This is a genomic window from Orbaceae bacterium lpD04 (genome assembly GCA_036251935.1).
Lineage (GTDB): Bacteria > Pseudomonadota > Gammaproteobacteria > Enterobacterales > Orbaceae > Orbus > Orbus wheelerorum.
The window spans coordinates 207,254-221,852 of the sequence record CP133967.1 but is presented as its reverse complement, the minus strand read 5'-3'; the positions used below and the strand labels follow the sequence as shown (position 1 = coordinate 221,852).

The following is a 14,599-nucleotide window of genomic DNA, read 5'->3' as shown; positions in this document are numbered from 1 at the left end:
CTATTAAAAAAAATCACGCTCTTGGATGATGTCTACGATGTAACTGTTTTAACCGCTCCGTTGCTACGTGAGTATATATTTGTGTTGTTGATAAACTGCTATGACCCAATAACATTTGCACAACACGCAAATCCGCGCCATGATTAAGTAAATGGGTCGCAAAAGCATGACGTAAAACATGAGGCGACAATGTATCAGAATCTATATTAGTTAGTATCGCATAATATTTAATCCGATGCCAGAATGTCTGCCGGGTCATTTTGTTACCTAACCGACTAGGAAACAAAACATCACTCGGCCCCTCTTTTAATAAATCGTTACGACTATACTTTAAGTAATATTCAAGCCAGTATACAGCCTCTTCACCTAAGGGAACTAAGCGCTCTTTATTCCCTTTACCAATAATTCGAACAACGCCTTGCGTTAAACTAATATCGTTAAGTTCCAAGCCAACAAGCTCTGAAACGCGCAAACCAGTTGCATAAAGAAGCTCTAGCATTGCTTTGTCGCGGATCTCTAGTCCATCTTGCGTATCTGGCGAATTAAGTAACGCCTCAACTTGAGACTCGGTTAAATCTTTTGGTAGATTTTTAGGTAATTTGGGTGATGATAATGCTGCGGAAGGATCATCCTCACGATATTTTTCACGATATAAATATTGAAATAATCGCTTAATGGCACTAAGTAAACGAGCTGAGCTCGTTGCTTTATAGCCTTCCTCAACTCGTTGTAATAAAAAATCTTGTAAATGCATTGTCTGGGCAGTTAAAAATGTCACGTTAAGATCGCCAAATGCTTTAATCAATGCGCGCAGATCTAAGCGATATGACTGAACGGTATTATCCGCCAAATTTCGCTCTAACCATAATGAATCTAAAAATTGATCTAGCAATACCGTATCTTGTGACATTATTAAACTTATATTTGTTTTGTTGGCTAATTAATAAATAGTGCGACTATTTCTAAAAAATAATTTCTCAACACCACTAACGACATTTTTAGCCAAGCGATCAGATATTTTTCTACGCCTTTGATATTTAACTGCAATAATTTTATAATTATCTAACTGCGATAAAATATAATCATCACTTGTACCAATTTCATCAACTAAACCTTTTTCTTGGGCTTGAAGCGCAAACCAGTGTTCACCAGTTGCAACGTCATCAATATTAAGTATAGGTCGGTTTTGTGCAACAAAATCTTTAAATAATAAATGCGTTTCTTCAAGTTCTTGTTGGAATTTTTGTCGACCTTCTTCGGTATTTTCACCAAACATCGTTAAAGTGCGTTTAAATTGCCCAGCAGTTTGTAATTCGACATCGATTTCATTCTTTTTTAATAACCGGTGGAAATTAGGAATTTGAGCAACCACACCAATAGATCCAACAATAGCAAACGGCGCTGCAATAATTTGGTTTGCCGTGCATGCCATCATATAACCGCCACTTGCTGCAACTTTATCAACCATAGCAGTTAGGTGAATATTACGCTGCTTAAAGCGCATCAATTGTGAGGCAGCAAGTCCATAACCATGTACTACGCCACCAGGGCTTTCAAGTTTTAATAGCACTTTATCATCAGGTTTGATAACCGCGAGCACCGCGGTAACTTCTTGTCTTAAATCTTCAACTTCATGAGCATCAACGCTACCATTAAAAGACAAGACATAACACATTGGCTTTTGAGTGGGCGATTTATTTTCAATATCGGTATCTTGCTCTTTTTTACTGGCATTATTTTTTTGGGCTTGCTTAGCCTTCTTTTGCTCTTGTTTTTTGATTTTCTTTTGTGTTTTATGGAATTGTTTAGCCTCAGCTTCATCCATAATACTTAACTGCATTGTCTCTTTAATATCTTGATATTCGACAGTGATATCTTTTATTTCAAGTGCGCCTTGTGGAGCAGATTTTTTACGCTGAACAATAATAAAAAGCAGAACAACAACGATAGCTAAAACAACAGTTACTGTTTCAGCTAAAAAAATAATATATTGAAAAAACCATTCCATAATTCTTAATCCTTAACAATCAATAGCAACATATCATAACAGATTTACTATTAATGTAATGTTCTTAGCAATTTTTTTACTTAACCTAATTGAGCCTTGTGTTACTAGTTTTAATCATACTAATCAATAAAAACCCTGAAGATTCATAATAATAGATTGATAAATGCTATCTTTAGAATCTCGCCTTTATTCAAAGTAGCAATTTCATTATACTATATAACATTAACACATCTTAATTTAAGGGATAATCGTTATGGCAGGCTCGGCTAAGTTACTTCCTATTCATGAAATTGCTCTAAAGTGTGGTATCGAGAATGAATATTTAATTCCTCACGGTAAATACGTTGCTAAAGTTGATTTATCGCTGATTGACGCGAATAAAAACAAACCTAAAGGAAAGTTAGTACTCGTAACCGCCATTACACCGACACCATTAGGTGAGGGTAAAACGGTTAATACCATTGGATTAAGCGAAGGGCTCAATTATATTGGTAAAAAAGCGATTGCCTGCATTAGGCAGCCAAGCCTTGGTCCCGTTTTTGGTGTAAAAGGCGGCGCAGCTGGTGGTGGTCAAGCTGAAGTCTTACCAATGGAAACCTTAAACCTACACCTAACCGGTGATATTCATGCAATTACTGCGGCTCATGATTTAGCCTCAGCAGCGCTTGATGCAAGGTTATATCATGAAGAGCGCCTTGGTGAGGAATTTACCGCACAAACAGGCCTTGAGCGTTTAAATATCGACAAAAATAGAATTATCTGGAAACGGGTAATTGATCATAATGATCGTGCATTAAAAAATATTACTGTTGGTGTTGGTGGTGGGCTTAATGGTGTTGAGCGCAAAGATGGTTTTGAAATTACTGCCGCATCAGAATTGATGGCAATACTGGCCTTGGCAAATGACCTACAAGATATGCGCCAGCGCGTTGGTAAAATTATTCTCGCTTATAATACTGATGGTGATGTGATAACCGCTGAAGATTTAGAAGTTGCAGGTGCAATAACCGTATTATTAAAAAATGCCATTAATCCTAATTTAATGCAAACCGTTGAAAATACGCCAGTACTGATCCATGCAGGCCCTTTTGCCAATATTGCTCATGGTAATTCATCGGTCATTGCCGATCGCGTTGCTCTACCATTAGCCGACTACGTTATAACGGAAGCTGGTTTTGGTTCAGATATGGGCATGGAAAAATTCTTTAATATTAAATATCGCCAATCAGGGATCGCGCCATCATGCGTGGTGCTCGTTGCAACCGTTAGAAGTTTAAAATCAAATAGCGGTAAATATAACATTAAACCTGGCCAGCCAATCCCAAAAGAAATTTCAGAATCAAATGTTGAATTACTCGAGCTTGGCGCAGCTAACCTTGCTTGGCATATTAATAATGCGAAAAGCTACGGAATGCCTGTTATTGTTGCAATTAACCGTTTTCCTCATGATAGTGATGAAGAATTGGCTTTTTTACAGCAATATGCCCTAAATCATGGCGCGTTTGCCTGTGAAGTTAGCGAAGTATTTACCAAAGGCGGCAAAGGCGCTGAAGAATTGTCACATCATATTGTCAATGCTTGTGAACAAACGAGTAAAGTTAAGTTGCCTTACCAAGATAGCGACAAATTAATCGATAAAATTCAATGCATGGCGAAAAAATATGGCGCCAATAGGGCCAACCTATCACCGCAAGCATTAAATGATATTAATGATATCGAAAAACTAAAACTGGATCATTTGCCACTTTGTATCGCCAAAACGCCAATGTCGATCAGTGCTAATCCAAACCTTAAAAACGTCCCGACTAATTTTGATATTGATATTAGTCACCTTGCTCTATCTGCTGGTGCTGGGTTTATTCGAGTTTATGCTGGCAATATTATGACCATGCCAGGACTTGGAACAAACCCAGCTTATCGCCATATTGATATTGATGAGCAGGGTAATATTATTGGTTTAAGCTAATGACACAAATATTGACAGCCTTTATTGATGAAAACAACTGTATCGGTTGCGGCAAATGCATTCGTGTTTGCCCAACGGATGCAATCGTTGGCAGTAAACACTATTTACATACTATTATTCCACAGTTATGCACATCTTGTGAGGAGTGTATTAATGCCTGTCCAACTGATTGTATTAGCCTAAAAACGCCATATAAACCGATGAGCCTTGCACTTGAGCAAAAATTAAAGCTTAAAAAGCAGCAACGCTTATCAGCAGCTAAAGTAGCGCCAACAACAATTAATAGTGCAAATAGTTCGGTAATGATGTATACCCCAGAACCACCTGCGCCAGACGAGCGAAAACAACAGATCGCAGACATGATTGCGCGCGCCCAAGCAAGGAAGAATTTGGCAAATAAATAGCTGTTATTTTCGTTATTTTTTTGTTGTAAGATATGATTATAGTGAAATAAATTCGAAAAATTTTTTGGGTAAAGGGCTCAGATGAGCCTTTTATTATAAGATTAAAAGTGACTTAAATTTTTCTTTTTTGTTCATCTATTTTACAATACTTTTATGATTGAATTGGGATCCAAAACGCCTCTTCCGCTAACGAATTATCAGGCGAATAGCTTTTGTGCATGATGTCTAATCTAGGTCGGTATTTATCTATGGTAATATTTTTATGCACTAAATAGTTAATAGCGGCAGAAAAGGATTGATTAAATTGCTTAGCTAAACCTGTATGAATAAAACCATAATAATCACCTTGAATCTCAAGGAGATTAAGCGGTTCACTAAGATAGGCCGATTTATTAACTATTTCTACCGCAGCCCACTTTCTTATCACACTAGCGGTAATATACTCATTGATTGAAATGATATTTTCATCAATTAAATAAGGCGCTATTTTGGGGTATTGAGCGGTCATAAAGCTTTGCCATAGCATATAGATATCGTGCCTATTTTGTGTACTCAACAAATCAGGATGATTTTTATCTATGGTTAAGTCAATCGAGCAACCGATTAACGTTTTATTTAATGTTTTATATCCTATGATTTGCAAGTCATTATTGAGCATATCGGTATTATCCTTAAGCTTAATTATTACTCTTTTTAAAATAGATATAACATTAGTTTTGAAAAAAAGCAGCAGAAATTATTTAGCATTGACAATCACTAGCGAGAAAAGACTATTTAGCATCTCTTGCAACTCACAGACTTATAAAATTCGAACCTCATAAACTTTAGGCGTAAAAAAACCTACTAAAAAGCAGGTTTTCAAAATTATAAACGATGTCCTATCGTTTACCCTTCGAGCCATTGCAATAGCAACGTTCAAATTTATTCCCGATAAATTAGTGGTCGGCGAGAGAGAATTCAATCGTATCATCCATGATACTCGCCTTACAGGTATCGTTTTACGATATGCAAATCTGTTCCTGACAGATTTGTCGACCTCCTGCGGAGGTTCGAACCTCATAAACTTTAGACGAAAAAAAACCTGCTAAAAAGCAGGTTTTCAAAATTGGTCGGCGAGAGAGGATTCGAACCTCCGACCCACTGGTCCCAAACCAGTTGCGCTACCAAGCTGCGCTACTCGCCGTAAGCTTAATGGGGTGGCTAATGGGATTCGAACCCACGACAACTGGAATCACAATCCAGGGCTCTACCAACTGAGCTATAGCCACCATATAAGCAGGACGCAATCTTACGCATTTCTAAATATTTTGTCTAGTAGATTTTTAAAAATCTTAGCTTATTTGTTTATATAAGCAACACTTTGTCACTTATTAGTCATTTTTTTATGGTTTGCTCGCCATTATTTCAATAATTTGTGCATCAGTTTGTCTCATACTGTTACTCGCAAGCGCACATAAATTATTAATCGATGACTCAACGCAGTCGCATACAATCCCTTCATTTCCAGTTACACGCACATCATCTAACGCCATTAGTACTGATTTAAATGCAGAGGAAGCAGAAGTTGATACTTTTAACGCACAGCTATTTGATGCACCATCACAAATAATACCCGTCAAATCCCCAACCATATTACAAATAGCCATATTTACCGCATCAAAGTTACCTTTATCAAGCAAATATACCATACCCGCAGCCGCTCCCATTGAGGCGGTTGATGCCGCGCAAAGCGCAGATAAAGGTGGAAACTTGCTATGGATATAAATTGCAATAGTGTGTGATAAGACAAGCGCTCTTGCTAAAAAATCATCATCAGCATCAATATAATCGGCAATAACAACCACCGGCATTGTAGCTGCAATGCCTTGATTACCTGAGCCAGAATTACTCATTGCGGGTAATGCAGCACCACCCATTCTAGCGTCAGAAGCAGCTGTTGTTCTAATCATTATTTTTGTCAATAAATCGTCAGATAGTAATCCACGGCTTACTTGCTTACGTAAAATATGGGCGATACTTAGTCCATAAGTTTGTGCAAGCCCTTCTTTAGATAACGCATCATTTAATTCAGCCGCTTTAAGGATAAATTTAATGTCATCAAAATCAATTTTACTAACAAAATCATAAATAACTTTAATTGATACTTGTTCCATTATATTAACTGAATGGTTAATATCACTTTGGCTATTACTCTTTTGGAAAACAACCTCATTATTATGCTCAATTAAGATAATATTAGTATGGTGATCTTCAATGCATACCCTTGCACTGTCGCCTTGTGAATAAATCTTAACTTCACAATACAGTGGTTTATCTGTTGGCAATATTGAAACACTAACGCAGTTTTGCTGTAAAAGCTCTTTAGCCCTAACTACATCTGCCGCTGTTATTTTTTGTAATACATCAAGCCCTGCATCAGCATCACCGCCGATAACCCCAACTGCGGCTGCAATTGACAAGCCAACCATGCCGGTACTTGGCACTGTTACACCCATGCCATTTTTCATTAAGTTAGGAGAAACTTTAGCCTCAATGCGTTCAATGTTATTCTTGGTTAAGTATTTTGCGGCAACCGCACTTGCAAAAGCCAAAGAAATAGGTTCAGTACAGCCTGTTGCTGGTAAAACTTGACGTTTTAAAACCTCAATCAATTCGTGCCAAATTACCTCTACGCTCTCCACTATGCCTCTCTTATATACTCATTTAACAATCCAACATGACAATATAACGTCTTATTTTATAATTAAAAGATATCATTTCAACAATATATGGTAGCTATTTTATAATCGTTTTTTTTAAAACACATTAACAATAATAGAAAAAATTTATTCAATATTATACAAAGAGTTAATAATTGGACTTGTTTCGATTTGATTTCCTCGCCATAATAGCAGGCTATTAGGCAATAACTGATTTCTAGATTGGTATGAAAACACACTGGTTTTTTTGTCCAATTTTATTTATATTGAATATATTAATAATAATAATTTTTAGAGGTAAATTAATATGTATAAGCAAGACGTTACAATCACTGCGCCAAATGGCCTACATACGCGGCCAGCAGCTCAATTTGTAAAGGAAGCAAAAGCATTTAATTCAGAAATTACCGTCACATCTAATGGCAAAAGTGCCAGCGCAAAAAGCCTATTCAAACTACAAACCCTTGGCTTAACGCAAGGAACTGTTATCACTATCTCCGCAGATGGTGAAGATGAGCAAGAGTCGGTAGAGCATTTAGTTAAGCTTATTCCAGAACTTGAATAACCCCACCGAATTAAAAATATTAGGTTTCTGTCATACCATCAGATAAGGATTAATAATTATGGTTTCAGGTATACTCGTTTCGCCAGGTATTGCATTTGCAAAGGCCTTATTACTTAAAGAAGATGAAATTGTTCTAAATACTAGACCAATTGCAGATAATAAAATTGATGCAGAGATTGCTCGCTTTAAAGATGCTCGTCAAAAATCAAGCGAACAATTAAATACAATTATGGAGCGTGCAAAAACCACTTTAGGTGAAGATAAAGCCGCAATCTTTGAAGGTCATATCATGCTATTAGAAGATGAAGACTTAGAAAGTGAAGTAATTAACCGTATTAAAACTAAGCATTCATCTGCTGATTCAGCCGTCCACTCTGTATTTGAAGCGCAAGCCAAAGAGTTAGAAGGTCTTGATGATGAATATCTAAAAGAACGTGCCGCGGATATCCGTGATATTGGTAAACGTTTATTAAAAAATGTACTAGGCTTGGAAATCGTTGATTTAAGTGCTATCTATGAACCTTGCGTTCTTGTTGCAAAAGATCTAACACCATCAGAAACAGCGCAGTTAAATCTTGATATGGTCCTTGGTTTTATTACTGATCTTGGTGGCCGTACGTCACACACTTCAATCATGGCTCGCTCTTTAGAAGTTCCTGCAATTGTTGGTACATCTAACGCAACTAAAACGATTAAACAAGGTGACAATATCATCTTAGATGCGATTAATAATAAAATTTATATTAATCCAGATGATAAAACGACTGAAAAACTTAAACAAGTTCAAAAACAATATATCTCAGATAAAGAAGAGCTAGCTAAATTGAAAGATTTACCAGCAATCACTTTAGATGGACATCAAGTTGAAGTATGCGCTAACATTGGTACTGTGCGTGATATTGCTGGTGCTGATCGCAATGGTTACGAAGGTGTTGGGCTTTACCGCACTGAATTCTTATTTATGGATCGTGATGCGTATCCTAATGAAGATGAACAATTTAAAGCCTATAAAGAAGTGGCTGAAGCGGCAAATGGACTACCCGTTATTGTTCGTACCATGGATATTGGCGGCGATAAAGATGTTCCTTATATGCACTTACCAAAAGAAGAAAATCCATTTTTAGGCTGGCGTGCAATCCGTATTGGTATGGATAAAAAAGATATTTTACATGCTCAGTTACGTGCTATTTTACGTGCATCTGCGTTTGGTAAGTTACGTATTATGTTCCCGATGATTATCTCGATTGAAGAAGTAAGAATGCTAAAATCAGAGCTTAACATTCTTAAAGAGCAACTGCGCGCTGAAAGTAAAAAATTCGATGAACAAATTGAAGTGGGTGTTATGGTTGAAACGCCAGCAGCAGCTGTTATTGCTCATCATTTAGCAAAAGAAGTGGACTTTTTAAGTATCGGTACGAATGATTTGACCCAGTACACGTTGGCCGTTGACCGTGGTAATGAGTTAATTTCACATCTTTATAATCCGATGTCACCATCAGTACTTACATTAATTAAAAGTGTTATTGATGCATCACATGCAGCAGGTAAGTGGACTGGAATGTGTGGTGAATTAGGCGGTGATGAGAAAGCGACGGTATTATTACTCGGTATGGGACTTGATGAGTTTAGTATGAGCGCAATCTCAATTCCAAAAATTAAAAAAATTATTCGCAACACTAATTTCAGCGAAGCACAAGCATTAGCAAACGAAGCTTTACAAAAAGCGACGGCAAAAGAAATTAGTGATTTGCTCGAAAAATTTACAGCTGAAAAGCAAGCTTGCTAGCAGGAGATAACTATGGGCTTATTCGATAAATTAAAACAGTTTGTTTCTGATGATGATCAGAATTATATTGAAATTTTAGCGCCAATATCTGGTGATATCGTTAAAATCGAAGATGTACCCGACGTAGTTTTCGCAGAGAAAATAGTTGGTGATGGGGTTGCAATTAAGCCAACGGGTAATAAAATTGTTGCACCATTATCTGGTAAAATTGGTAAAATTTTCGAAACAAATCATGCTTTTGCAATCGAGTCAGATGACGGGATTGAATTGTTTGTTCATTTTGGGATCGATACAGTTGAACTAAAAGGCGAAGGCTTTAAGCGCATTGCTGAAGAAGGACAACAAGTTAAAGCAGGTGATCCAATTATTGAATTTGATTTAGCTTTCCTTGAGGGTAAAGCAAAATCTATTCTAACGCCTGTTGTGATTTCTAATATGGATAGCATTCATGAACTGATTAAACTTTCTGGTCCTGTTGAAGAAGGAAAAACTCCGATTATGAAAGTAAAAAAATAAGTCTATTTTATTGAATAAAAAAAACCGCCAATTGGCGGTTTTATTTTTATTTACGACTTAACGCCATGATTTATAAAGATTAATTAAACCATTCGTCGAACTATCATGCGATGTAATATCTTCATTATTTTCTAGCTCTGGTAAAATACGACCCGCTAATTGTTTACCTAACTCAACACCCCACTGATCAAAGCTGAAAATATTCCAAATCACACCTTGAGTAAAGATCTTATGCTCATAAATAGCAATTAGGGCCCCAAGAGTATAAGGCGTCATTTCTTTAATTAAGATCGAGTTTGTTGGCCGATTACCTTCAAATACTTTAAATGGCACAATCTCAGTAATATCTTCAAGTTTTTTACCGGCAGATATAAATTCTTGCTCAACTTCCTCTTTAGTTTTACCAAAAGCAAGCGCTTGTGTTTGAGCAAAAAAGTTAGACAATAGTTTTTCGTGGTGATCGCCTAATGGATTATGGCTAATTGCTGGTGCAATAAAATCACATGGAATTAATTTAGTCCCTTGATGGATCAATTGATAAAAAGCATGTTGCCCATTAGTGCCAGGTTCACCCCAAATTACAGGGCCTGTCGAGTAGGTAACTCTATCACCGTTACGATCAATATATTTCCCATTAGACTCCATATTACCTTGCTGAAAATAAGCAGCAAAGCGGTGCATATATTGATCATAAGGAAGGATCGTTTCAGTTTCTGCGCCATAGAAATTATTATACCAAACATTGATTAACGCTAAAATAAGGGGAATATTTTGCTCTGCAGGTGCTTGGCTAAAGTGTTTATCAATATCATGGGCACCCGCTAATAGTTGTTTAAAATTATCAAAACCGATTGATAATACAATTGATAAACCAATTGCTGACCATAATGAATATCGTCCACCAACCCAGTCCCAAAATTCAAACATATTTGCCGTATCAATACCAAATTTAGCCACTTCTTTAGTGTTAGTTGATAAGGCAACAAAATGCTTTGCAACCGCAGTATCATCGTTAGCAGATTTTAGTAACCAATCTCTTGCACTTTGTGCATTAGTCATCGTTTCTTGTGTAGTAAATGTTTTTGACGCGACTAAAAATAGGGTAGTTTCTGGATTGACGGTTTTTAACACTTCAACCATTTGTGTACCATCAATATTAGATACAAAATGCATATTTAAATGATTCTTATAAGGTCGTAATGCTTCAGTGACCATAAATGGGCCTAAGTCAGAGCCGCCAATACCAATGTTAACAACATCAGTAATTGCTTTACCTGTATAGCCTTTCCATTCACCGCTAATTACCCTTTTACTAAAAGACTCCATTTTAGCGAGTACAGCATTAACATCATCCATAACATTCTTGCCATCAACATAAATGGGGGTATTAGAAAGGTTACGTAATGCAACGTGTAAAACGGCGCGATCTTCAGTACGGTTAATTTTTTCACCACTAAACATTGATTTAATCGCCGCTGATAAACCACATTCTTTCGCTAAAGCCTGCAGTTTATCTAGCGTATCTGAAGTAATACGATTTTTTGAATAATCGACAAAAATTTGCTCATTAAAGGTTAACGAAAATTTTTCTGCGCGCATTGGATCACTAGCAAAAAGTGATTTGATAGTCGTATTTTTAGTATCTTCAAAATGTGTTTGTAATGATTTCCACGCATCGGTATGAGTCGGATTAACTGTTTTTAACATAATATATAACTCCTCTATATAGATAGAATAATAATATAACGCTGAGCAAAAGAATCAACCTCGTTAATCATTTATTATTGATCCAAATCACATCAATAGTTGGAGACATCAATTTTTATACTAAAATGATACATTACAACAAAATAATAACGAAAAAATATTAGCGCAAAATATTTGATAGCTGATTACTCGTATTTACGATCAGTGATAATTTATCATTACCCTATTATCGCTTATGATTGTGAATAAAAAATGCTTATAAAAGAGTGATAAAAATAAACTTATTTATTTAATAATTTGTTTTTTAATATCTTTTTCAACTACTCCTAAAGTAGTAATTCCTTAGAGTACTTATATTCTACACCGGGTTACATACAATATAATCAGTTAATAATTTGAAATATAAAGTTAAAAATTAAAATTGGAGCATTTATGAGCAAAACTAATCTCGTTATTATTGGTAATGGGATGGTTGGGCATCGTTTCGTTGAAGAGCTAATCGAAAAAACACAGCCTGACTTATTCAATATCACGATTTTTTGTGAAGAACCACGCGTCGCCTACGATCGTGTTCACCTTTCGTCTTATTTTTCTGGTCATACTGCTGAAGCGCTATCGCTTGTTAGTGAAGGATTATACGCTAAACATAATATTAATATTTTACTCGGTGAGCGTGCAATTTTAATTAATCGTCAGCGTAAAGAAATTCATTCACAAACAGGGCGCATTGTCACTTATGATAAGTTAATTATTGCGACAGGATCTTATCCTTGGGTGCCGCCGATTAAGGGAGCGAACGGCGTCGATTGTTTTGTATATAGAACAATTGAAGATCTTGATGCAATTAAAGAATGTGCAAGTCGTAGTAAAAGCGGCGCGGTCGTTGGTGGCGGATTACTTGGACTTGAAGCCGCTGGGGCAGTTAAAAATTTAGGTATGCAAACGCATGTCGTTGAGTTTGCTCCAGTATTAATGGCTGAGCAACTCGATAGCATGGGGGGTGAGCAGCTACGCCGTAAAATTGAAGAGATGGGCGTTGGTGTTCATACCAGTAAAAATACTCAAGAAATTACAGATACACCAAAAGGCAAACTCATGCAGTTTGCTGATGGCTCTTCACTCGAAGTCGATTTTATCGTATTTTCAACGGGTATTCGTCCTCATGATGAACTTGCGAAAGCCTGTGAACTAGATATTGGACCTCGCGGCGGAATAATAATTAATGATTATTGCCAAACATCTGATCCTGATATTTATGCAATAGGTGAATGTGCTTGCTGGCAAGGACGCGTTTTTGGTTTAGTCGCTCCGGGCTATAAAATGGCTCAAGTTGCATTATCACACCTAACTGGCGATGACGCGAAATTTGAAGGCGCAGATATGAGCGCTAAATTAAAACTTATGGGTGTTGATGTTGGCAGCATTGGTGATGCTAAAGCTCGCGCAGCAGGTTGTCGCAGCTATGTTTACCTTGATGAAAGCATTCCGGTTTATAAAAGGCTCGTTGTTTCTTGTGATAATAAGAAATTACTCGGCGCAGTATTAGTGGGTGATACATCAGATTATAGTAATTTATTACAATTGATGCTTAATAATATGGATTTACCTGAGCATCCTGATACGCTTATTCTTCCCGAACATGCAGGTGCAAAACCTGCCATGGGCGTTGATGCTCTTCCTGATAGTGCGCAAATTTGCTCTTGCTTTGATGTTAGTAAAGCAAAAATCATTAATGCAATTCATGCCGGTTGTCATACAATTGCCGCAATTAAAGCAGAAACAAAAGCAGGAACAGGCTGTGGTGGCTGCATTCCACTTGTCACACAAATTCTTAATTTAGAGCTAGCGAAACAAGGAATTGAAGTCAGCCAAGCCCTGTGTGGTCATTTTAAGTATTCACGCCAAGAGCTTTATCACTTAATTCGTGTTGAGGGATTAAAATCATTTGACGAGGTGATTAAAAAACATGGTAACGGTTATGGCTGTGAAATATGTAAACCAACCATCGGATCTTTACTTGCGTCTTGCTGGAACGAGTATGTTCTCAAACCAGATCTTGTCCCACTACAAGAAACTAATGATATTTTCCTCGGTAATATTCAAAAAAATGGTACTTATTCTATCATTCCTCGTAGTGCTGGCGGCGAAATAACCCCTGCCGGTTTAATTGCGATAGGTGAGATTGCTAAAAAATATAATTTGTATTCTAAAATTACGGGCTCTCAGCGTATTGGCCTTTTTGGTGCACAAAAAGATGACCTGCCAACCATCTGGCAAGAATTAATCAAGGCAGGATTTGAAACTGGTCATGCTTATGCTAAAGCATTACGTATGGCGAAAACTTGCGTTGGTAGTACATGGTGCCGTTATGGTGTAGGTGATAGTGTTGGTTTAGGCGTTGAATTAGAAAACCGCTATAAAGGAATTAGGGCACCACATAAATTTAAACTAGGCGTATCTGGCTGTACACGTGAATGTGCAGAGGCACAAGGTAAAGATATTGGCGTTATTGCAACAGAAAAAGGTTGGAACCTTTATGTTTGCGGTAATGGTGGAATGAAGCCACGGCATGCTGATTTATTGGCAGCCGATCTTGATAAGGCAAAACTCATTGCCTATATTGATCGTTTCATTATGTTTTATATTCGCACAGCAGATAAGCTACAGCGAACCTCTGTATGGCTTGAAAACATGGACGGCGGCATTGAATACTTACGTAACGTTATTGTTGATGATAAGTTATTAATCAATGCTGAGCTAGAAAGCGAGATGGCTCGTATTCGTAAATTAGCAGTTTGTGAATGGCAAGAAACCGTCAATAATCCAGAAAACCAACACCGCTTTGCACATTTTATTAATAGTGATCTACGTGATGAAAATGTACAAATTGTCCCAGAACGAGATCAGCATCGCCCTGCAACAGCAGAAGAACGAGAAAGAAGATAAGG

11 protein-coding genes and 2 tRNA genes are annotated in these 14,599 nt (G+C 37.0%); 6 read left to right on the top strand and 7 right to left on the bottom strand.

Annotated elements, in window-relative coordinates; all coding sequences use genetic code 11:
* Positions 1–13: 13 nt before the first annotated feature.
* A complete protein-coding gene (xerD, locus tag RHO14_01000) occupies positions 14–910 on the bottom strand; it encodes a site-specific tyrosine recombinase XerD (protein WVD71394.1) in 897 nt (298 codons plus the stop codon).
* Positions 911–940: 30 nt separating this feature from the next.
* Positions 941–2,008: a protease SohB gene (gene sohB / locus RHO14_00995; GenBank protein WVD71393.1), complete on the bottom strand. Its 1,068-nt coding sequence runs from the start codon at positions 2,006–2,008 to the stop codon at positions 941–943.
* Between the two features lie 253 nt (positions 2,009–2,261).
* Between sohB and RHO14_00990 the strand changes: the two genes are divergently transcribed.
* Together RHO14_00990 and RHO14_00985 are read left to right on the top strand one after the other, a co-directional pair.
* Complete coding sequence (locus tag RHO14_00990; GenBank protein WVD71392.1) at positions 2,262–3,974, top strand: formate--tetrahydrofolate ligase; 1,713 nt, start codon at positions 2,262–2,264, stop codon at positions 3,972–3,974.
* Entirely contained in the window at positions 3,974–4,378 is a 405-nt protein-coding gene (locus tag RHO14_00985; protein WVD71391.1) for an RnfABCDGE type electron transport complex subunit B, read from the top strand. Before RHO14_00990 ends, RHO14_00985 begins: the two co-directional genes overlap by 1 nt.
* A gap of 151 nt (positions 4,379–4,529) precedes the next feature.
* On the opposite strand, the gene RHO14_00980 is transcribed toward RHO14_00985, so the two are convergent.
* The 4 genes from RHO14_00980 to RHO14_00965 all read right to left on the bottom strand — a co-directional run bounded on the left by RHO14_00980 (position 4,530) and on the right by RHO14_00965 (position 7,059).
* A complete protein-coding gene (locus RHO14_00980) occupies positions 4,530–5,036 on the bottom strand; it encodes a hypothetical protein (GenBank protein WVD71390.1) in 507 nt (168 codons plus the stop codon).
* 448 nt (positions 5,037–5,484) lie between these two features.
* Positions 5,485–5,561: transfer RNA gene (locus RHO14_00975), tRNA-Pro, on the bottom strand.
* Between the two features lie 9 nt (positions 5,562–5,570).
* Positions 5,571–5,646: transfer RNA gene (locus tag RHO14_00970), tRNA-His, on the bottom strand.
* A gap of 114 nt (positions 5,647–5,760) precedes the next feature.
* Positions 5,761–7,059, bottom strand: coding sequence for an L-serine ammonia-lyase, iron-sulfur-dependent, subunit alpha (locus RHO14_00965; GenBank protein ID WVD71389.1), 1,299 nt, complete (start codon positions 7,057–7,059; stop codon positions 5,761–5,763).
* Between the two features lie 325 nt (positions 7,060–7,384).
* On the opposite strand from RHO14_00965, the gene ptsH reads away from it, so the two are divergent.
* From ptsH to crr, 3 genes are read left to right on the top strand one after another with little or no spacing between them, the layout of a single operon-like run.
* Complete coding sequence (gene ptsH / locus RHO14_00960; protein ID WVD71388.1) at positions 7,385–7,642, top strand: phosphocarrier protein Hpr; 258 nt, start codon at positions 7,385–7,387, stop codon at positions 7,640–7,642.
* Positions 7,643–7,700: 58 nt separating this feature from the next.
* Entirely contained in the window at positions 7,701–9,428 is a 1,728-nt protein-coding gene (gene ptsI / locus RHO14_00955) for a phosphoenolpyruvate-protein phosphotransferase PtsI (protein ID WVD71387.1), read from the top strand.
* 12 nt (positions 9,429–9,440) lie between these two features.
* Entirely contained in the window at positions 9,441–9,944 is a 504-nt protein-coding gene (gene crr / locus RHO14_00950) for a PTS glucose transporter subunit IIA (protein WVD71386.1), read from the top strand.
* A 57-nt stretch (positions 9,945–10,001) separates the two neighbouring features.
* On the opposite strand, the gene pgi is transcribed toward crr, so the two are convergent.
* Entirely contained in the window at positions 10,002–11,651 is a 1,650-nt protein-coding gene (pgi, locus tag RHO14_00945; GenBank protein ID WVD71385.1) for a glucose-6-phosphate isomerase, read from the bottom strand.
* A 432-nt stretch (positions 11,652–12,083) separates the two neighbouring features.
* Between pgi and nirB the strand changes: the two genes are divergently transcribed.
* Complete coding sequence (gene nirB / locus RHO14_00940; GenBank protein ID WVD71384.1) at positions 12,084–14,597, top strand: nitrite reductase large subunit NirB; 2,514 nt, start codon at positions 12,084–12,086, stop codon at positions 14,595–14,597.
* Positions 14,598–14,599: the final 2 nt, after the last annotated feature.

Bases quoted from the DNA above. Each gene is read 5' to 3' on its own strand.
- sohB (WVD71393.1), bottom strand. From the start codon at position 2,008: ATGGAATGGTTTTTTCAATATATTATTTTTTTAGCTGAAACAGTAACT.
- RHO14_00985 (WVD71391.1), top strand. From the start codon at position 3,974: ATGACACAAATATTGACAGCCTTTATTGATGAAAACAACTGTATCGGT.
- pgi (WVD71385.1), bottom strand. From the start codon at position 11,651: ATGTTAAAAACAGTTAATCCGACTCATACCGATGCGTGGAAATCATTA.
- ptsI (WVD71387.1), top strand. From the start codon at position 7,701: ATGGTTTCAGGTATACTCGTTTCGCCAGGTATTGCATTTGCAAAGGCC.
- nirB (WVD71384.1), top strand. From the start codon at position 12,084: ATGAGCAAAACTAATCTCGTTATTATTGGTAATGGGATGGTTGGGCAT.
- xerD (WVD71394.1), bottom strand. From the start codon at position 910: ATGTCACAAGATACGGTATTGCTAGATCAATTTTTAGATTCATTATGG.
- RHO14_00980 (WVD71390.1), bottom strand. From the start codon at position 5,036: ATGCTCAATAATGACTTGCAAATCATAGGATATAAAACATTAAATAAA.
- ptsH (WVD71388.1), top strand. From the start codon at position 7,385: ATGTATAAGCAAGACGTTACAATCACTGCGCCAAATGGCCTACATACG.
- crr (WVD71386.1), top strand. From the start codon at position 9,441: ATGGGCTTATTCGATAAATTAAAACAGTTTGTTTCTGATGATGATCAG.
- RHO14_00990 (WVD71392.1), top strand. From the start codon at position 2,262: ATGGCAGGCTCGGCTAAGTTACTTCCTATTCATGAAATTGCTCTAAAG.